18 protein-coding genes, 1 tRNA gene and 1 pseudogene are annotated in these 19,388 nt (G+C 64.6%); 9 read left to right on the top strand and 11 right to left on the bottom strand.

The genetic code is table 11. The features are described 5' to 3' along the window. Positions 1-115 precede the first annotated feature (115 nt). Positions 116-328, top strand: a complete 213-nt coding sequence (locus GEU84_RS05840) for a hypothetical protein (RefSeq protein WP_152824999.1) — start codon at positions 116-118, stop codon at positions 326-328. Between the two features lie 97 nt (positions 329-425). Here the strand turns inward: GEU84_RS05840 and GEU84_RS05835 are convergent. The 3 genes and pseudogenes from GEU84_RS05835 to ilvC all read right to left on the bottom strand — a co-directional run. Continuing rightward, positions 426-545, bottom strand: a pseudogene (locus tag GEU84_RS05835) (ketol-acid reductoisomerase); the annotation flags it as partial. Between the two features lie 17 nt (positions 546-562). Next, positions 563-1,297, bottom strand: a complete 735-nt coding sequence (locus GEU84_RS05830) for a hypothetical protein (RefSeq protein ID WP_174539350.1) — start codon at positions 1,295-1,297, stop codon at positions 563-565. Positions 1,298-1,496: 199 nt separating this feature from the next. Next, positions 1,497-2,519 (bottom strand): ketol-acid reductoisomerase, encoded by a 1,023-nt coding sequence (ilvC, locus tag GEU84_RS05825; RefSeq protein ID WP_152825003.1) that lies wholly within the window; start codon positions 2,517-2,519, stop codon positions 1,497-1,499. 130 nt (positions 2,520-2,649) lie between these two features. Between ilvC and GEU84_RS05820 the strand changes: the two genes are divergently transcribed. From GEU84_RS05820 to GEU84_RS05810, 3 genes are all read left to right on the top strand, one after another. Beyond that, positions 2,650-3,105 (top strand): Lrp/AsnC family transcriptional regulator, encoded by a 456-nt coding sequence (locus GEU84_RS05820; protein WP_152825005.1) that lies wholly within the window; start codon positions 2,650-2,652, stop codon positions 3,103-3,105. A 13-nt stretch (positions 3,106-3,118) separates the two neighbouring features. After that, complete coding sequence (locus GEU84_RS05815) at positions 3,119-3,577, top strand: Lrp/AsnC family transcriptional regulator (protein WP_152825007.1); 459 nt, start codon at positions 3,119-3,121, stop codon at positions 3,575-3,577. Between the two features lie 274 nt (positions 3,578-3,851). Further along, positions 3,852-4,979 carry an aminotransferase class V-fold PLP-dependent enzyme gene (locus tag GEU84_RS05810; protein WP_152825009.1) on the top strand — a complete coding sequence of 376 codons (1,128 nt, stop codon included), beginning with the start codon at positions 3,852-3,854 and terminating at the stop codon, positions 4,977-4,979. A 3-nt stretch (positions 4,980-4,982) separates the two neighbouring features. On the opposite strand, the gene GEU84_RS05805 is transcribed toward GEU84_RS05810, so the two are convergent. Next, positions 4,983-6,173: a UbiH/UbiF family hydroxylase gene (locus GEU84_RS05805; RefSeq protein ID WP_152825012.1), complete on the bottom strand. Its 1,191-nt coding sequence runs from the start codon at positions 6,171-6,173 to the stop codon at positions 4,983-4,985. A gap of 198 nt (positions 6,174-6,371) precedes the next feature. On the opposite strand from GEU84_RS05805, the gene GEU84_RS05800 reads away from it, so the two are divergent. After that, positions 6,372-7,007, top strand: coding sequence for an FCD domain-containing protein (locus tag GEU84_RS05800; protein WP_174539349.1), 636 nt, complete (start codon positions 6,372-6,374; stop codon positions 7,005-7,007). A gap of 88 nt (positions 7,008-7,095) precedes the next feature. Here the strand turns inward: GEU84_RS05800 and GEU84_RS05795 are convergent, their stop codons facing one another. Together GEU84_RS05795 and carA are read right to left on the bottom strand one after the other, a co-directional pair. Further along, on the bottom strand, positions 7,096-8,967 hold the full coding sequence (locus GEU84_RS05795; protein ID WP_152825016.1) for a glycosyltransferase: 1,872 nt from the start codon (positions 8,965-8,967) through the stop codon (positions 7,096-7,098). Positions 8,968-9,104: 137 nt separating this feature from the next. After that, positions 9,105-10,274: a glutamine-hydrolyzing carbamoyl-phosphate synthase small subunit gene (gene carA, locus GEU84_RS05790; protein ID WP_152825018.1), complete on the bottom strand. Its 1,170-nt coding sequence runs from the start codon at positions 10,272-10,274 to the stop codon at positions 9,105-9,107. A 200-nt stretch (positions 10,275-10,474) separates the two neighbouring features. On the opposite strand from carA, the gene GEU84_RS05785 reads away from it, so the two are divergent. Further along, positions 10,475-10,936 (top strand): GatB/YqeY domain-containing protein, encoded by a 462-nt coding sequence (locus tag GEU84_RS05785; protein WP_152825157.1) that lies wholly within the window; start codon positions 10,475-10,477, stop codon positions 10,934-10,936. Between the two features lie 210 nt (positions 10,937-11,146). On the opposite strand, the gene GEU84_RS05780 is transcribed toward GEU84_RS05785, so the two are convergent. The 5 genes from GEU84_RS05780 to lipB form a co-directional block, all read right to left on the bottom strand. Continuing rightward, a complete protein-coding gene (locus GEU84_RS05780) occupies positions 11,147-12,037 on the bottom strand; it encodes a hypothetical protein (protein ID WP_152825020.1) in 891 nt (296 codons plus the stop codon). A 157-nt stretch (positions 12,038-12,194) separates the two neighbouring features. After that, on the bottom strand, positions 12,195-12,692 hold the full coding sequence (locus GEU84_RS05775) for a DUF2244 domain-containing protein (RefSeq protein ID WP_152825022.1): 498 nt from the start codon (positions 12,690-12,692) through the stop codon (positions 12,195-12,197). A 121-nt stretch (positions 12,693-12,813) separates the two neighbouring features. Beyond that, positions 12,814-14,487: a cytochrome c oxidase subunit I gene (gene ctaD / locus GEU84_RS05770; protein WP_152825024.1), complete on the bottom strand. Its 1,674-nt coding sequence runs from the start codon at positions 14,485-14,487 to the stop codon at positions 12,814-12,816. Between the two features lie 154 nt (positions 14,488-14,641). Continuing rightward, positions 14,642-15,076 carry a c-type cytochrome gene (locus tag GEU84_RS05765; protein ID WP_152825026.1) on the bottom strand — a complete coding sequence of 145 codons (435 nt, stop codon included), beginning with the start codon at positions 15,074-15,076 and terminating at the stop codon, positions 14,642-14,644. A gap of 142 nt (positions 15,077-15,218) precedes the next feature. Continuing rightward, positions 15,219-16,013 carry a lipoyl(octanoyl) transferase LipB gene (lipB, locus tag GEU84_RS05760; protein WP_152825028.1) on the bottom strand — a complete coding sequence of 265 codons (795 nt, stop codon included), beginning with the start codon at positions 16,011-16,013 and terminating at the stop codon, positions 15,219-15,221. On the opposite strand from lipB, the gene GEU84_RS05755 reads away from it, so the two are divergent. The 3 genes from GEU84_RS05755 (at position 15,982) to GEU84_RS05745 (ending at position 19,365) form a co-directional block, all read left to right on the top strand. Further along, positions 15,982-17,844 carry a peptidoglycan-binding domain-containing protein gene (locus tag GEU84_RS05755; RefSeq protein ID WP_152825030.1) on the top strand — a complete coding sequence of 621 codons (1,863 nt, stop codon included), beginning with the start codon at positions 15,982-15,984 and terminating at the stop codon, positions 17,842-17,844. The genes lipB and GEU84_RS05755 overlap by 32 nt on opposite strands. Positions 17,845-17,938: 94 nt before the next feature. Beyond that, positions 17,939-18,025 (top strand) — tRNA-Leu (locus tag GEU84_RS05750). A gap of 233 nt (positions 18,026-18,258) precedes the next feature. After that, on the top strand, positions 18,259-19,365 hold the full coding sequence (locus GEU84_RS05745; protein ID WP_338144763.1) for an ABC transporter ATP-binding protein: 1,107 nt from the start codon (positions 18,259-18,261) through the stop codon (positions 19,363-19,365). Positions 19,366-19,388: the final 23 nt, after the last annotated feature.

The raw sequence follows: 19,388 nt of genomic DNA, 5'->3' as shown, positions 1-19,388 counted from the left end.
ACGCCCGGCGCGATTCGTAAAGGGGGCAGGCGGGCGCATGTGTCGCGGGCCGGCGCCAGGGAACCCGCGGCGACCTGCGGGCGTTGCCCCGGCAATCAACCGCATGGAGGCTACAATGGATTTTTCCTGGCTCGTCCCGTTCCTGTCGCTGTTCACCATTCTGGCGGTCAGCGTTCTTTCCCTTGCCAGCAAGGCGAGGGTTGAAGAGCGGCGGCATGACCCGCATGCGCCAAAATCGACGCTGGCCAAGGATGGCCCGCAGGGTGGCGTGGCGTTTCTGCTGCCGCTGGCCGAACAGCGCCGCCATGTGCGGCCCTTGCTGGAATGACCCGCTGACGCGGAACGGCTGGGAGGGGTGGAGACCCGATGCTCAAAGTGAATACAGGCGCCCCCCGGGGCGCCTGTTCTATTTGGTCGCGTGAAAATCAGTTCCGCGCGCGGTCCACCATCTTGCCTTTGGAAATCCACGGCATCATCGCGCGCAGCTACTCGATCAGCAGTTCGATCTGGTGTTTACCGTTGATGCGGCGGGTACTCAATTGATAAAACATGTCTCGGAAATTTAGAATATGTATTGAAGAGTGTTTTTTCCCGCATTGAGCATGAAAAGGCCGGATGTGATTGATATCATGGTCAACCAGAAAAGGATTAGAGGGGATGGTATAGCAAGGGCGAAGTCCCAACCTTCGTCTTTATATGAGCGCCATTGAGCCCCTTTGCTAAAATAACTGTCTCCTTCGAGTTCTGCGTCGGTTAATTGCTTTCTTTCACCATCATGTGTTGGCTCATAGCTGTGCCAATTTGACCTCTTTGTTAGTTGCGGGAAAAGGCTGGGGTAGGGCATGTCATTTATCCGGTTAAAGATCACCCATTGATCTTTGGCCCAGAGGAGCGAGCGTCGTGACGACTCCACACTCCTGAAGGAAAAAAAAGCAAGCGAAGCTCCGAGGATGGAAATGGCGCAAATAAAGGAAAGGCGTGCGAAAAAGTTTAAGTAGTCAAGGTCGGCAGGTGTCTTCATTAGCTCGTTGACCATTAGTGCGAAGGAGGTGATAATGAATCCTTGAAAAATCAGAGTGAGATTCAGTCTCTTGTAGGTTATATCGTCTTCGCGCTCGATTTCTTTGCGTGCGTAGTCATAGTAGTTCTTGATAAAATCGTATCGTTTTGCTGGGTCTTTTTCCAATATGATCTTTGAAACTATATGTTTAGATAATGGTGTAAGGATCCTGTCATGATCGTGGCTTTCATCCTGCTGCCGTAGTGCATGCATTATGCTTCCAGTGAGGCGACGCATCGTCGAATGTAAACGCTCAAGCATTGATTTTACCTAGTTTTAATTGAAATTTGTGAATTATCATGATTTCGCTGTTTCCGCTCAGTTTATTGTTAAACTGTAGGGTTATCTGGTGTGCTTTTCAAGAGGACACCAAACATTCATGAGGGCGCAGCAATCCACTACTGCGCCCTGAATTTTTCATTCGCGTGGCGGAAGATCAGTTCCTTGCCCTGTCCACCATCTTGCCTTTGGAAATCCACGGCATCATTGCGCGCAGTTTTTCGCCGACTTTCTCGATCTGGTGTTCATCGTTGATCCGGCGGGTCGCCTTGAAGAACGGCTGGCCAACGGCATTCTCCTGCATGAAATCGCGCACGAACTTGCCGGTCTGGATGTCGGTCAGCACGGCTTTCATGCGGGCCTTGGTTTCCTCGTAGGGCAGGATGCGCGGGCCGCTGACGTATTCGCCATATTCGGCGGTGTTGCTGATCGAGTAGTTCATGTTGGCGATGCCGCCTTCATAGATCAGGTCGACGATCAGCTTAACCTCGTGCAGGCATTCGAAATAGGCCATTTCCGGCTCGTAGCCTGCTTCCACCAGCGTCTCGAACCCCATGCGGATCAACTCGACCAAACCGCCACACAGCACGGCCTGTTCACCGAAGAGGTCGGTTTCGCATTCCTGACGGAAGTTGGTCTCGATGATGCCCGAACGCCCGCCACCGATGGCCGAGCAATAGCTGAGGCCGATTTCCATCGCCTTGCCGGTCGCGTCGTTGTGCACGGCCACGAGGCAAGGCACGCCGCCACCTTTCACATATTCGCCGCGCACGGTATGGCCCGGACCTTTGGGGGCCATCATGATGATGTCGACGCCCTTTTTCGGCTCGATCAGGCCGAAATGGATGTTCAGGCCATGGGCAAAGGCGATGGCCGAACCTTCGCGGATGTTGTCATGGACGTATTTGCGGTAGGTTTCGGCCTGCAATTCGTCGGGCATGGTGAACATGATCAGGTCGGCCCAGGCGGCAGCCTCGGCGATGCCCATGACCTTCAGCCCCTCGCCTTCGGCTTTCTTGGCCGAGGGCGAGCCTTCGCGCAGGGCGACGACAAGGTTCTTGGCGCCCGAGTCGCGCAGGTTCAGCGCATGGGCGTGGCCTTGCGACCCGTAGCCCAGAATGGCGACCTTCTTGTCCTTGATCAGGTTGATGTCGCAGTCCCGGTCATAATACACGCGCATGATGCGGTTCCTTTCGTGTTCATCTGGCGGGCAGAATAGGGATGCGGGCGCGATGATGGCTGCATAATTTGACCACTTCCGATTTTTCTGCGAAAAATCATTCACCAGATGCGCAAAAGGCGGAAAATTCATGCTTGACGATACCGACCGACGCCTGCTGCGGCACCTGCTGGCCGATCCCGGGCTGGGCACCGCGGAACTGGCCGAACGCGCGGGCATCACGGCGGCGACCGGCTGGCGACGGCTGGAAAAGCTGACGGCGGCGGGGGTGATAAAGGCGCAAGAGGCGGTGATCGACTGGCGCAGGCTGGGCTATGAGGTGGAGGTGGCGCTGCGTTTCACGCTGGACAAGACCGAGCCGCGCGCCTTTGACGAATTTCTGGCGGCGGCCCGGCTGGTGCCCGAGGTGACGGGGATCGAGACCTTTCTGGGCCGGGTGGATGTGCGGCTGACCGTGATCGCCCGCGACATGCAGCATTATGCCGACGTGTATCGGTCGCGCATCCTGATGCTGCCGCATATCACCGATATCGAGGCGCTGATGCTGATCGCCACGATCAAGGATGCCGAGGCCCTGCCGCTGTGATGAAAGGCCAGCCATGATCGACCTTGACGATACCGACCGCGCCCTGTTGCGTGCCCTGTCGCTGGATGCCACGCTGTCGGCGGGCGCGCTGGGGCGGCGTTTCGGCCTGTCGCAGCCCGCCACATGGCGGCGCGTGCGGCGGTTGGAGGAGGCGGGGATACTGGCGGGCCGCAGGCTGGTGGTGGACCGTGCGGCACTGGGCTTTGGCGTGACGGTGTTTCTGGGGGTGAAGCTGGCCACCAAGGGCCGCGTCAGCCTGGAGGATTTCGAGCGCGCGGTAACGGCGATACCGGAGGTGCAGGTGGTGCAGCATGTGCTGGGGCTGTTCGACTATCGCCTGCGCGTGGTCGCCCGCGACATCGCCGATTTCGAAAGGGTGCTGCGGCGGCGGATCATGACGCTGCCGGGCATCGGGCAGGTGGAGGCCAATGTGCTGCTGACCGAAGAGCGGCGGCCGGGGCCGCTGGGATAGGCGGCGGGCCTTTTCACGGAGTTCGTCCTTTCACCGAGCGCCGGGGAGGGGGCGGTCTGCCCACGACCCCGCCCGTTGCCAAGCGCCGGGGAGGGGGCTGTCTGCCTGCGACCCCGCCTTTTGCCAAGCGCCGGGGAGGGGGCTGTCTGCCCCCTCCCCGGACCCCGCCCCCGAGGATGCTTTTGCCAATGAGAAAGCATGAGAAAGGTGATTTCATCTGGCGACGATGGGGGGACATGCCCTATCTCTTGGGGGCAACCGGGAGGAGCCGCCGATGAACGCCTTGCACCAGAATATCGATCCTGACGGGTTGATGGAGTTTTCGGTGGTTTTCACCGACCGTTCGCTGAACCACATGTCGGCGCGGTTTCAGGGGGTGATGCGCGACATCTCGGCCCTGTTGCGCGAGGTCTATGCGGCGGATGCCGTGGCGCTGGTGCCGGGGGGCGGCACCTATGCTATGGAGGCGGTCGCACGGCAGTTTGCCAGCGGTGGCCATGCGCTGATCGTACGGAACGGCTGGTTTTCCTACCGCTGGAGCCAGATATTCGAGGCGGGCGGCTTTGCCGGGCAGACGACGGTGGTGATGGCGCGGCAGACCGGCAACGACCCGCGTGCGCCCTATGCGCCGCCGCCGATTGCCGAAGTGGTGGCGGCGATCCATGAGGCGCGGCCCGATGTGGTGTTCGCCCCGCATGTGGAGACCAGTGCAGGGTTGATCCTGCCGGATGACTATATCGCGGCCATGGCGGCGGCGGCGCATGCGGTGGGGGCGCTTTTGGTGCTGGATTGCATTGCAAGCGGGGCGGTCTGGGTGGATATGGCGGCCACGGGGGTGGATGTGCTGATCTCGGCCCCGCAGAAGGGCTGGTCGGCCTCGCCCTCGGCGGGGCTGGTGATGCTGTCGGCGCGGGCCGCGGCGCGGCTGGCTGAGACCACCTCGAACAGCTTTGCCATCGACCTGAAGAAATGGCGCGGCATCATGGCGGCCTATGAGGGTGGCGGGCATGCCTATCATGCCACGATGCCCACCGATGCCTTGCTGGGCTTTCGGGATGCGATGCAGGAAACCCGCGATCTGGGCTTTGTCGCGCTGAAGGCCGCGCAATGGGAACTGGGCAATGGCGTACGCGCGATGCTGGCGGGCAAGGGTGTGGTGTCGGTGGCGGCAGAGGGTTTTGGTGCGCCGGGTGTCGTGGTCAGCTATACCGACGACCCCGAGGTGCAGAACGGCAAGAAGTTTCTGGCCCAGGGCATGCAGATTGCCGCCGGTGTGCCGTTGCAGGTGGGGGAAGGGGCGGCGTTCCGCACCTTCCGGCTGGGGCTGTTCGGGCTGGACAAGCTGACCGATGTGGCGGGCACGCTGGAGCGTTTGCGCCGGGTGGTGGATGCGGTGCTTTGAACGCTAGAAGTTCAGGCCCTTGCGCATCAGCGTCTTGCGCAACGGTGTGAGGGCGTAAAGCGCGCCCAGCCCTGCGCCGCGCAGATCACGCAGCGCGGGGGCGCCCAGCATGGCGGCCCGGTTCAGCGCGTCGATGCCCATCACGCGCGTCCGCACCTCGGCATGGCGCTGGCGGTGATAGCTGTCCAGCATCGCGGCATCGCCCAGCGTGGCGGGGCTGGCCTTGGCCAAGGCCAGCAGCGCGGCCAGATCGGCCAGGCTCATGTTCAGCCCCTGCGCGCCGATCGGCGGCATGACATGCGCGGCCTCGGCGATCAGCGCCACACGCTGCCCTGCCATCCTGTCGGCAATCTGGCTGATGATCGGCCAGACCCGGCGGGGCGAGGCCAGCGCCAGCGGCCCCAGAACGTTGCAGGACCGGGCGTTCAGCGTGTCTTCAAACTCTGGCACAGGCAGGCCGGCCAGCCGCAGCGCCTCGGGGCCGGTTTCCATCCAGACAACGGCGGAATGGGGCTGGCCGTCGCGGTCGGGCAGCGGCACCAGCGTGAAGGGCCCGCCGGAGCGGTGGATTTCGGTGGATACATCGCCATGCGGCAGGGCGTGGCTGACGGTGAAGGCCAGCGCCTTCTGGCCATAACGCAGGGTGGTCACGCCGATTCCCAGCGCGTCGCGCAGCAGCGATGCGCGCCCGTCGGCGGCAATGGCCAGCCGGGCGCTGATGTGGCTGCCGTCTGACAGGGTGATGCGCGCTTCGGCGTCGCGGGTCAGCACCCGGGCGGTGGCCACGCCGGGCAGAAACCGCACATTGGGCAGATCGGCCAGCCGGGCCAGCATCTCGCGGCGCAAAAGCCAGTTCGGCAGGTTCCAGCCAAAGGGCTGGTCCGACACATCGGCGGCGTCGAAATCGGCGATGCGGCGGGGGGTGGGCTCCGCCCCGCCCGCGTCGATGATCCGCATCACTTGCAGGGCGGCGGCATGCGGGGCCAGCCGGTCCCACAACCCCGCGGCCGCCAGCACCGCGACCGAGGGTTGCAGGAATGCGGTGGAGCGCAGGTCGGCCCCCTCGGCCTCGCGGTCGGTGACGGGGGGGGCGGGATCGGCACAGATCACCGAAAAGCCCGCCGTGCCAAAGGCCGCCGCCGCGCATAGCCCCGCCACGCCGCCGCCCGAGATGAAAATATCGGTCTGGGTCATGATTTGCCCCCTTTGGCGGCAACATAGCGCGCCACGGGGGTGGGGGCGAAGCGACAATCCGTCCCGCCGGCGCCCCGGGCGTGGTTCGGGGCCAGTCGCAGGGTGCGCCGCTATGGATTGCGGTTGATCAGCGGGGCCGCTGGGCGCTAACGTGCCGGATGCGGCCCGGGGCCGCGCCCAGCAATGACCGGAAGACCCGTGCCCAAAGACGCCTACACCCTGATACTCGAAGCGATTGACGGCGGGCTTTACAAACCCGGTGACCGGCTGGTCGAATCTGAACTGGCCGAGCGGCTGGGCGTGTCGCGCACGCCGGTGCGCGAGGCGCTGCAACGGCTGGAAACCCAGGCGATGCTGCGGCGCGACGGGCGCAGCCTGATCGTGGCCAGCCTTGACCACAACCAGCTGGCCGAACTTTACGCCGTGCGCACCGAACTGGAGGGGCTGGCCGCGCGGCTGGCCGCCCGCCATGCCACGGATGAAGAGATTCGCGTGCTGCGCCGCATGGTCGAGGATGACCGCGGCCTGCTGGGCGGCGACCCCAGGGTGCTGAGCCGGGCCAACCGCCGGTTTCACGCACAGATTCATCTGGCCTCGCACAACCGGTTTCTGGTGCAGCAGCTTGATCTGGTGCACCGTTCCATGGCGCTGATGGCCACCACATCCTTTGCGGCCGAGGGGCGCGACGAGGTGGCGATGGGCGAACATGACGACATCGTGCGCGCGATCGAGGCTCGCGACGGTGACGCCGCCTATGTGGCGCTGCGCAGCCATATCTCGCAGGCCTATGAAACCCGGCTGCGGGTGGATGCGGGCGAGTTGAAGCTGCGCTGAGGGCCGCCTGCGGCGTGTTGTCGGCCCGTCGCCGGGCGTGCCGTGGCCGTGGTGCCGCCCCGCACGAACCGGACAGGGCGACGCGGCCCTATTCGCCCCCGCCGGGACCGATGAAGACACCGTGGCTGGTCTTGTCCCAGTAAAAGGGTTTGCGCACCAGTTCCCAGACCGCCTTGTAGGACGCCAGCGCGCCCAGCGGAAAATACAGCGCAAGCGTGGGCACCCACATTGCGCTCATCCCGTGCCGGGTCAGCCGCAGGCCCCTGATGCCCAGTGTGATGTTCACAGCCTCGGTCAGCGCGAACAGCACCAGCAGCCCCAGCGCGGCCCAGCCCGGCAGCGCATCGGCCAGGGGATGCGGCAGGCCCAGCGGCACCAGCCAGAACGACCACAGCAGCGGGGCCAGCAGGAACTGCGACAGGGTGCCCAGGAACAGCACCTGAAAGCCCGCGAATTTGCGCGGCCCCAACTGCCGCCACAGCAGCACGGGGTCGCGCATATGCACGGCCCAGGTCAGCATGTAGCCTTTCAGCCAGCGCGACCGTTGCCTGATCCAGGGCAGGGCGCGGCCATTCGCCTCTTCCAGCGTCACGGTGTCGATCAGTTCGGTGCGGTAGCCGTGCCGTGCCAGCCGCATGCCCAGATCGGCGTCTTCGGTGACGTTATGCGCATCCCAGCCGCCCAGTTCCTCCAGCGCCTTGCGGCGAAAGAACAGCGTCGTGCCCCCCAGCGGCAGGGCCAGACCCAGCCGCTGCATGCCGGGCAGCAGGATGCGGAACCAGGTGGCGTATTCGATGGTGAAACAGCGCGACAGCCAGTTGCTGCACGGGTTGTAGAAATCGAGAATGCCTTGCAGGCAGGCCACCTCGGCCCCGCGCTGGTGAAACCGCGCCACCACGCGGCGGATCTGGTCGGGGTCGGGCGCGTCCTCGGCATCATAGACGCCGATGATGCTGCCCCGACAATGGTCCAGCCCGAAATTCAGCGCGCGGGGTTTGGTTTTCAGCGGGCCGTCGGGCACCACAACCACCCGCATCATGGGGGGAAGGCTGGCACATTGCAGGGCGGCGCGGGTCACATGATCGCATTCCTCGACCACCAGCAGGATATCCAGCCGGTCGGGCGGGTAATCCAGCCGCCCCAGCCGGGCCAGCAGGCGGGGGGCAATGTCGGCCTCGTGATACAGCGCCACCATGACCGACACGACAGGCAGCCGCGCGATCAGCGGCGGTGGCGGGCCGGGCGGTGCGGGGCGCAGCATCACCAGTGCGGCCGCGAGTTTCAGCCCGGTCGCCAGCGCCAGCGTCAGCGCGGCCCAGCCCAGCAGCACCAAAGGCACGGCCGCAGGGGCCAGCACCAGCAGCAGCGCGGCCCCCGCCAGCAAGGCCAAGGCCCAGCGGGGGACGCCCCCCTTTGGGCTGATGCGGCAGCTTTCCGCAGCCGGCACCCGGGTTTCTGCCGCGTCGCGCAGTGCCGCACCACGCAGGGCCAGCAAAGCGGTCGCAATCTGCGGCGCGGGGGCCAGGGCCGCGATCACCGGGCCAAAAGTGGTTTCCAGAAGGTCGCGGTGGCGCAGGAACGCCTCTGGCTGGCTGGCGATCACCACCGTAGCCCCGCCCGCATCGCGCCAGGGCAGCAGCCCGTGGCGCAGACAGACCCTTGCGCCGATCCGGTCGATCAGCCGCGTGTCGGGCGGGTGCGTCACGGGGTCGATCAGCGCCAGCCCGCTGTGGCCCGCCAGCGCCGGATACAGCACCTGTTCGCTGATCATGCCATGCGCCAGCAGCAGCGGGCCAAGCGCCCCGTCGCCCCGCGCATTATGTGCCAGCGCCTGCACCATCGCATGCGGCGCAACCAGCCCGTCACGCAGCAGGGAAATGCCCGTGGCCCTGGCCCCCGCCGGAATGGCGCGCATCGGGCCGTCACCCTTCGGCAAAAGACGCAGGATGTGCGCAGTCATGGCGGTCCACCCCCTTTTGCGCAGGCTGGGGCGGAAGGGCTTAAGTTTTGGTTAAGCCGGGCCGGAACGACAAAATATATCCGTCACCGCCCAGCGGCGGCTGCGCCTGCGGCAAATGCGCCCGAAACGGGGTTGCCTCAGGCCGCCCGGCGGGCGCGCATTGCGGCGGCGAAACGGTCGAACAGGTAATAGCTGTCCTGCGGGCCGGGGCTGGCCTCGGGGTGATACTGCACCGAGAACACCGGCCGGTCGGCCATGCGGATCCCGCAGTTCGACCCGTCAAACAGCGACACATGGGTTTCCAGCACGCCTTCGGGCAGGGTCTGGCTGTCCACGGTAAAGCCATGGTTCATCGAGGTTATTTCAACCTTGCCCGATTCCACATCCTTGACCGGATGGTTCGCGCCATGATGGCCGTGGTTCATCTTCACGGTCTTGGCCCCCAGCGCCAGCGCCAGCATCTGATGGCCCAGACAGATGCCGAACAGCGGCAGGTCGGCGTCGAGCACACCGCGGATCATCGGCACGGCATAGTCGCCCGTCGCAGCCGGGTCGCCCGGGCCGTTGGACAGAAAGACACCCTCGGGGTTCAGCGCCAGCACATCCTCGGCTGTGGCCGAAGCGGGCAGCACGGTGACTTCGCAGCCCGCCGAGGCCAGACAGCGCAGGATGTTGCGTTTCGCGCCATAATCGATGGCCACAACGCGCAGGCCGGGGCCCTCGCGCCGCACATGGCCTTGCGGCCAGGCCCAGCGCATTTCATCCCAGCGGTAGGATTGCGCGCAGGTCACATCCTTGGCCAGATCAAGCCCCACGAGCCCGCGCCAGCCGCGTGCCCTTGCCACCAGCGCGCCGATGTCGAAATTCCCCTCGGGGTCATGGGCCAGCGCCACATGGGGCGCACCCTGCTGCCGGATCGCCCGGGTCAGCCGCCGCGTATCAAGCCCGCCGATGCCGATGCGACCCTTGGCCAGCAGCCAGCTTTCCAGATCACCCGTGGCGCGCCAGTTCGACGGCTCGGTCGGATCCCATTTCACCACCATGCCCGCCGCCACCGGCTGCGCGGTTTCGTCATCTTCTGCCGTCACGCCGACATTGCCGACATGTGGAAAGGTGAAGGTCACGATCTGCCCGGCATAACTGGGGTCGGTCATGATTTCCTGATAGCCGGTCATCGCGGTGTTGAACACCAGTTCGGCCACCGTTTCCCCCGTGGCGCCAAACCCCATGCCATAGAACACGGTGCCATCTGCAAGGGCCAGGCAGGCGGTGGGTTTGGGCTGGCTTTGGTGGCTGGTGGCGGGCATGGGCGACTCCCCCGTGGATGCGTGGTGCAAAATCTGCCGGACACTAAGGGCGCAGCCGCGCGGGGTCAAGGGTGCGGCGCAAAAGCGTTTCCTATGCTTTTCAACGGCTTGGACGAAACGGCTTTGGTTGTCTTGCGCGGCGGCAGGCTGTATGGTCTGGCTTTGCGATGGTGTGAAGCCAAGGCTCGGGGATGAACCAGATGACAGTGCGTGACCGGCTGCAAGCAGGCCTGAAGGAAGCGATGAAGGCAAAGGCGGTGGAGCGTCTGTCCACCCTGCGGCTGATCAATGCCGCCATCAAGGACCGCGACATCGCCGCGCGGGGCGAAGAGGGCACCGAGGCCATGGTGTCGGATGCCGACATTCTGGGCATCCTGGGCCGGATGGTAAAGCAGCGTCAGGAAAGCGCGCGCGCCTATGAAGAGGGCGGGCGGCTGGAACTGGCGGAAAAGGAACTGGCGGAAGTCAGCGTGATCGAAGAGTTTCTGCCGCGCCAGTTGACGGCAGACGAAGTGCAGGCGGCGATCGCGGTGGCTGTGGCCGAGGCGGGGGCCACCTCGATCCGCGACATGGGCAAGGTGATGGCGGTGCTGAAGGCACGCTACATGGGCCAGATGGATTTCGGCGCGGTCGGCCCGCAAGTGAAAGACAAATTGGGGTGAGGCACCAAAACGGTCCGGGGGACCGTTTTGGTGCCGAACGCACGGCCCTATGGGCCGGGCCGGGGGAACGCACGGCGCTCTGGGCCGGGCCGGGGGAACGCACGGCGCTCTGGGCCGGGCCGGGGGAACGCACGGCGCTCTGGGCCGGGTGTGCTGCGCAATACGCCTTTCGCGCCTTGCAGGCCGCTCTTCCTTCGCTTGCGGTCCGGCCTAGCCTTTTTCCACCGTCGTCATGGTATAGAAGGCGCCGAACTCCGCCTCCAGTTCGGCCCGCAGCGCGGGGCCGGCCTGCATGGCCAGCGCCTCCAGCGCCAGTTCGCGCTGCGGCCAGCCGTTCGTGTAGCCCCAGCGATGGTAATGCATGATGACGGGCGCGGCCCCCGGTTCATGCGCCCGGGCCGAGACGGAGAAATTATACTCCACCGGCACCAGATGATAGCCAAGGCCAAAGCGTTTCAGCACCAGCGGCAGCGTGATCTGGTCCAGCCATGGCCGTTTGCCGCCGACCTCGGCCTTCCAGTCGAAATCCAGCGCCGTATCCAGCCACAGCTGGCCAAAACTGCGCCCATCCGCCACGTCGCCCTCGGGCATCAGCACGAAACCCGCGTTGAAATAGGGCAGAAAGCTGATCCGCCTGCGCCGGGTCAGCTGCACCCGCTCGGTGGGCATGGGCAGGCCGAAATGGGCATAGGCGCGTTCCCAGCGGTCGCCCGTGCGGCCCCAGCTTGGCACGCCTTCGGGCAGCAGGCCGACATGGCCGGGGCGTTGCAGCGATGCCAGATCCAGCGGGGCGGTGCAGATCATGTCGGTGTCCAGAAACAGGCCCCAGTCGCCTGCACGGCGGTCGGCTGCGGCCAGTATCTTGTTGCCGTGCGGATAGGCCACGCGCCAGGGCTGCGCCGGTTCCGGCAATGCGCGCAGCGCCACGCCGCAGCGTTCAAACAGGCTGCGCGTGGCCGGGCGCAAGGCGGCGCGGTGGCGTGCGGGCACATAGGCGGCATAGGCGAAACGGCGGCCGTTGTGATGCGCCAGCGTGGCCGCCAGCAAGGTGGCCTGCGCCTCCAGCGCCGGTCCATCGACTATGAAGAAGATCGTCGTCATGCCGACATCACCAAACAAGACCCGCGCTGCCGCTAGTTAAAGCACAGGGCGGAAAAGGGGAAACCGGATCGGCACAAAGGCCCGGATCATGGCAGAATAGTCGCAGGACCATTGCCTTGGCTGCACCGGGCACCGGGCCGCGTTCCGGCTCGTGGGATCATCGTTCCGGGCTGCGGCAACGGCGCAGGGCGGCGTTCAATTCACCCAGCAGCGCCAGCCGTTCGTCCTCGGCCAGAAAGGCACCCAGTTCGACCTGCCGGTCGCCGCCCTGAAGGGTCAGGTAATTCGGAACTGGCCCGCCGGTGCGGTGCAGATCCAGCCGCACCCAATAGGGGTTGGCCTGCCAGTCCTGCCTGCGGCCCCGGGGGCCGTGGCGCGTCAGGGTGATGCGGTCGGGCGTCAGGGTCAGATGCTCGACAATCTCGCCGTCACGGTAGCTGCGGTTGAGAGCGAACCAGACGGCGGCCAACGCCAGCAGGAGGAACGGCAGCAGCCCCCACAGCACGGGCGAGCCAAGGACGGCCAGCAAAGGCACCAGCAAAAGCGTGGCCGTGCCGCCGATGAACCAGACGAACCCGGTTTTCGGCAGGGACCGGTAGGGCCACAGGTGCAGCCGGGTTTCGGTGGGGGTGGCTGGAAGCCATTCGTAGGGCATCTGGCAAGTCTAGCAGCCGCTTGCGCAATGGAAAGGGGACTTGGCGCGACAAAGCTGCGCAGTCAGGATCGCAAATGAACGGCCCCGGATTTCTCCGGGGCCGTTCATTGCTGTCACAAGATCAGTGCGCGTGGCCCTTGTCCCAGTCCGACTGCTTGGGCAGTTGCTCGAACGTGTGTTCGGGCGGGGGGCAGGGCAGGGTCCATTCCAGCGTGTCGGCGTGTTCGTTCCAGTAGTTGTTCTCGGTCACGCGTTTGCCGTAGCGCAGGGTGTAGACCACGATGCCGATGAAGAACAGGAACGAGGCGAAGGACAGGAAGGCGCCGATCGACGAGACATAGTTCCAGGTGGCAAAAGCCTCGGGATAGTCGATGTAGCGGCGCGGCATGCCCTGACGGCCCAGGAAATGCTGCGGGAAGAAGGTGAGGTTCGCGCCGATGAACATCGTCCAGAAATGCAGCTTGCCCGCCCATTCCGGGTATTGCCGGCCCGACATCTTGCCGAACCAGTAGTAGATGCCTGCGAAGATCGCGAACACCGCACCAAGGCTCATCACGTAGTGGAAGTGCGCCACGACATAATAGGTGTCGTGATAGGCCCGGTCCACCGCGGCCTGGCTCAGCACGATGCCCGTCACGCCGCCCACGGTGAACAGGAAGATGAAGCCGAAGGCCCAGAGCATCGGTGTCTTGAACTCCACCGACCCGCCCCACATCGTCGCGATCCAGGAGAAGATCTTGATCCCGGTGGGCACGGCGATGACCATCGTGGCCAGCATGAAGTAGGATTGCTGGGTCAGCGACATGCCCACGGTATACATGTGGTGCGCCCAGACGACGAAGCCCAGCACGCCGATGGCAACCATCGCATAGACCATCGGCAGATAGCCGAAGATCGGCTTGCGCGAGAAGGTGGCGACAACCTGGCTGATGATGCCGAAGCCCGGCAGGATCACGATATACACTTCGGGATGGCCGAAGAACCACAGGATGTGCTGATACAGCACCGGATCGCCGCCGCCCGAAGGCTGGAAGAAGGTGGTGCCGAAGTTCCTGTCGGTCAGCAGCATGGTGATGGCACCGGCCAGCACCGGCAGCGCCAGCAGGATCAGCCACGCGGTCACGAAGATCGACCAGGCGAACAGGGGCACCTTGTGCAGGGTCATGCCGGGGGCGCGCATGTTCAGGAAGGTGGTGATGATGTTGATGGCACCGAGAATCGACGAGGCGCCCGAAAGGTGCACCGCGAAGATCGCGAGATCCATCGAATAGCCGCCTTCGTTGGTGGACAGCGGCGGATACAGCACCCAGCCCACGCCCGAACCCAGCTGGTCGTTGCCGCCCGGCGAGAACACCGAGGCAATCGCCAGTGCCGTGCCCGCGATGAACATCCAGAACGACAGGTTGTTCATCCGCGGGAACGCCATGTCCGGCGCGCCGATCTGCAACGGCATGAAGTAGTTGCCAAAACCGCCGAACATCGCGGGAATCACCACGAAGAACATCATCAGGATGCCGTGGCCCGTGATCAGCACGTTCCAGAGGTGGCCGTTGGGCGTGCATTCCGCCGTTGTGGCGGCAGCGGTCAGACGTGCGCCCTCAAGGCACATGTACTGAACGCCCGGTTCCATCAGTTCCATCCGCATGTAGACGGTGAAAGCGACAGAAATGAAACCGACAATACCCCCGGCAAAGAGGTAGAGGATGCCGATATCCTTGTGGTTCGTTGACATGAACCAGCGGGTAAAGAACCCGCGGGTGTCATGATCGTGGCCATGAATGGCTGCGTCGGCCATGCGTGCCTCCCGTTGCGTTGACTTGAGACTGGAGCGGAGGCTGCCCGACCGCACCTGATTTACCCTTTCGGTTTTAGAGGGCGGGCGCGGCCACGGCAATGTCTGACTTTGCCGCAGGGCACGAAAACCTACGCGCCTGCGGCAACTTGCAGTGTCATTCTGACGCAGCGGCGGGTGCAGCCGCCGTGGCCGGGCTGGCCGAGGCCAGATAGGCCACCATATCGGCGCTGCCCTTGGCCAGCTTGAACGACATTTTCGACCGTGCGGCGGAATCGCCGGTCTTTTCCTTCAGCCAGGCTGTCGGATCCTGCATGTAGGCCGCAAGCAGGGCTTCGTCCCAGACCAGACCGGTGGCACCCACGGCCTTGATCGACTCGCCATAGTTGAAATCCGTGCCCGCCACGGCACGGCCCAGCACGCCGTAAAGGTTCGGCCCGGTCTTGCCGCCTTTCTGAATTTCGGTGCCATCGGGGGCCACGATCATGTGGCAGGCCCTGCATTTCTTGTAATCTGCCTCGCCCTTGGCTGCGTCCTGCGCAAGGGCGGGGGCTGCGGCAAGGGCGGCGGTCAGGGCCAACATTGCTTTCATGTCTTGTGCTCCTTTGGAAGGCAGCGCGTTTGCTGCTGCAGCGACTGAAGCCCCGCAAGAGGCCCGTGTAAATCTGCACAAACGTCGCGCCATTGGGCGCGAGGTAGGTCAGGCAGGTCTGGCCTGCGGATTGGCAGCGGCCTCAGGGGAACGCGCGGGGAAAGCAGCGGATCAAGGCCGCATCCAGATCGGCCATCGTGACCGGCAGGCCAAGATCCACCAGACTGGTCACGCCATGGTCGCGGATGCCGCAGGGCACGATGCCGGTGAAATGGCTCAGGTCAGGCTCCACATTGATGGAAATGCCGTGGAAGCTGACCCATTTGCGCAGTTTCACCCCGATGGCGGCGATCTTGTCTTCGCGCGGGCTGCCGTCGGGGTTGGGGGGCAGGTCGGGCCGTGTAACCCAGACACCCACCCGGCCCTGTCGGCGTTCGCCCGTCACGTTGAATTCGGCCAGCGTCAGGATCACCCAGTTTTCCAGCGCGCAGACGAATTTGCGCACGTCGCGGCCGCGTGCGTTCAGGTCAAGCATCGCATAGGCCACCCGCTGCCCCGGCCCGTGATAGGTGTATTGCCCGCCGCGCCCCGCCGCATGCACCGGAAACCGGCCGGGGTCGGTCAGGTCGGCGGGGTTGGCCGATGTGCCTGCGGTGTAAAGCGGCGGATGCTCCAGCAGCCAGATCGCCTCGGGTGCGGTGCCTGCGGCAATCTGCGCCACCCGGGCCTCCATCGCGGCCAGGGTATCGGCATAGGGGGCCAGACCCGGAAGATGCGCCCATTCCACCAAAGACATCGCAGATTCCCGTTGTTTCCTTGACTGCCCGGCGAAAAAATCGCCTGACAGCCCTGATTCCCATGCTAGGCTGACGCTTATTGAGTCCGCACCCGTTAGGAGAGATGTGATGAAGTTGAAGGCAATTGCAACGGCAGGCATCGTGGCCGCCCTGTCCTTCGCCCCGGCAGAACCCGTGCGTGCCGATGCGGGTGATGCCATCGCAGGCGCGATCATCGGCGGCATCATCGGCAATGCCATTGCCAAGGATCAGCAGAAACGCAAGCAGCAGCAGACACGCTCCACCACCCGGTCCACCAAATCGTCGGGCATTTCCTCGGCGCAGCGCGAGGCCAACCGCGAGGTGCAGGTGGCGCTGAACTATTTCGGCTATCCGGTCGGCACGCCTGACGGGGCGATCGGCCCCAAAAGCCGTGCGGCCATCTCGCAGTATCAGGCGTTGCTGGGCTATCCGGCCACCGGGCAACTCAGCCAGTATGAGCGTGACCTGCTGGTCAATGGCTATTACCGCGCGCAATCGGGCGGGGCCACCACGGCGCAGCAGATCGCCAGCAATCCGCTGGGTGTGCAGGGCCTGCTGCTGATGTATCGGGACGAACAGCTTGGCATCCGCACGGCGTCATCAACATCGGGCAAATACGGCGGGCTGCCCGCCGAAGTGGCGGCCTCGGTGGACGAGATTGCGCTGAACTCTGACCCGACCGGCACGCAGTTGGTGCAGAAGGCCGGTTTCATCCAACTGGCCGACATGAATCAGGACGGGCGCACGGATTACCTGCTGGATACCTCGGTAACGGGCAGCGCCTTCTGGTGCAACGCCACGGCCTGCGCGGTGCGGGTGTTCGTCTCGACCCCCGAAGGCTACAGGCGCAATGATTTTCAGGCCTTCAACGTGACACCGGCGATGTTTGATTGCCAGCGGGGCGACTGCACGCTGATCGGGCAGGGCGGGCAGGGCACGGTGATGGCGGCCACGCCAGCCGCGCCGCCGCCGCCGTCTGGCACGATCATGGCGGGCGCGCTGCCCACACTGCCGGTGCCTTCGGCGCAGCCGGTCGTGTCGGCGGCGGTGCCCACCGCCCAGCCGGGCCTGCCGACCTTCCTTGAAACCGGTCCCACCACCGTGTCGCTGGCGTCGCATTGCAACAAGATCAGCCTGATGACCAACACCAACGGCGGCTATACCAGCGCCGCCGCCATGACCGACGCCGGGTTTGCATTGGGCGAACAGTTCTGCCTGGCGCGCACCTATGCCATGGCCACGGGCGAGGAACTGGCAGGCAAGGTGCCCGGTTTCACACCCCAGCAGATTTCCCAGCAATGCCAGGCGTTTGGCCCGGTGCTGAAGGATCACGTCTCGGCCCTGTCGCTGAAACCGCGGGACGAGGTGTTGCAGGGCGTGCAGGGGTTCATCCTGGCCTCTGGCATGGCGCCTGCGCAACTGGCGGGCACGGCCACGATCTGCCTCGGTGTGGGCTACACCACGGACAACATGGATGTGGCGATCGGCTCGGCCCTGCTGCTGACCGTTCTGGGCGAAAAAGCCTATGGCGAATTGCTGGGCCATCACCTGTCCCAGGGCTTTGGTGCCTCGGTGCGGCCCGATCTGGCGCTGCAATGGTATGAAACCGGGCTGGAGGCGATGCAGGCCGGTGGCAGCATCTTTGCCCCCGGCCTGCCCGACCGGACAGAGTTGATTCGCAAGGCCGCCTACACGATCGGCGGGCGGGCCGATCTGCTGCCGCCGGCCACCCTGCCGGTCTTTGCTCCGCTGACACCCGAGGCACCCGCGCCGGTGGAACAGGCCGCAGTCCAGGTGCCGGCACCCGCGCCGGTGGTGGCTGCGCCGGTGGTGGCTGCGCCGGTGCCTTTGCTGCCCGAACCGGTGGCCGCGGCGGGCGGTGCCCCGGTGGCCGCAGGCCAGGTGCTGTCGATGGCTGCGAAACTGCCGTTTCTGCTGATCGGGCAATAGTCTGGCGGGGCCGGACCGCCGCGATTCCCCGGCGAAAAATCTGCTTTCCTTCGCCGGGGCCATTCGCTAAACACCCGTCACCAAGCCACGATATGCGGATATGGCGGAATTGGTAGACGCGCAGCGTTGAGGTCGCTGTGGGGTAACTCCCGTGAAGGTTCGAGTCCTTTTATCCGCACCAGTGACCGACAGGCGGCCCCCGTGGCCGCCTTTGTCATTTGCCTCCCCTGCATTGAAATTTGTATGCATACAGCCAGTTCAGGCGCAGTTCAGCGCCTGGGTTGCTTAAATTTCAGGCGCTTGCCTGCAAGCGTGCAGCCCGACCACATGATCGTTGCAATGCGCCGGGGCTTCCGGTTAAGTCGGGGCAAGACAAGTGCAGGAAACCTGCCGGGAATACACAGGGAGACTGGGGTGGCTGCTGATACCCGCGCCGACGGCTTTGTCGTGTTTGATCACGTGCAGAAAAGCTATGATGGCGAAACGCTTGTCGTCAAAGACCTGAACCTTGGCATCGGCAAGGGCGAATTCCTGACCATGCTGGGCCCGTCGGGTTCGGGCAAGACCACCTGCCTGATGATGCTGGCCGGATTCGAGACGGCCACGAACGGCGAGATCACGCTGGACGGCCGCCCGATCAACCAGGTGCCGCCCCACAAGCGCGGCATCGGCATGGTGTTTCAGAACTATGCGCTGTTCCCGCACATGACGGTGGGTGAAAACCTGGCCTTCCCGCTGGAAGTGCGCGGCATGGCCAAATCCGACCGCGAGGCCAAAGTCAAGCGCGCGCTGGACATGGTGCAGATGTATGCCTTCATCAACCGGCGGCCCGCGCAGCTTTCGGGTGGCCAGCAGCAGCGCATCGCACTGGCCCGCGCGCTGGTGTTCGACCCTGCGCTGGTGTTGATGGACGAACCCCTTGGCGCGCTGGACAAGCAGCTGCGCGAACATATGCAGTTTGAAATCAAGCATCTGCACGACAGTCTTGGCATCACCGTGGTCTATGTGACCCATGATCAGGGCGAGGCGCTGACCATGAGCGACCGTATCGCCGTGTTCAACGACGGCCGCATCCAGCAGCTTGCGCCCCCGTCAGACCTTTATGAACGCCCCGAGAACGCCTTTGTCGCGGGGTTCATCGGCGAGAACAACAAGCTGCATGGCAAGATCGAGGAGATTTCCGATGGCCGCGCCCTGGTGCGCCTGCCCACGGGCGAGTTGATCGACGCAACCCCGGTGAATGTGCACCGCAAGGGGCAAAGCACGCTGGTCTCGATCCGCCCGGAAAGGGTGGAATTCAAGCCCGAACTGCTGCCCCCCGGCGCCCATGCCATTGACGCCGAGGTGCTGGAATTCATCTATATGGGTGATCTGTTCCGCACCCGCCTGCGGGTCGCCGGATCGGATGATTTCGTGATAAAATCGCGCAACACCCAGGGCCAGCGCATGCTGCAACCGGGGGAAAAGATCAGGATCGGCTGGGCACCCGCAGATGCGCGCGCGCTCGATCCGGTCAACTGAGCCTGCCCCGCCTCGGGGCCAGA

Source organism: Fertoeibacter niger, assembly GCF_009380135.2.
GTDB classification, from domain to species: Bacteria; Pseudomonadota; Alphaproteobacteria; order Rhodobacterales; family Rhodobacteraceae; genus Fertoeibacter; species Fertoeibacter niger.
This window is presented reverse-complemented; position numbering and strand designations above follow the sequence as displayed.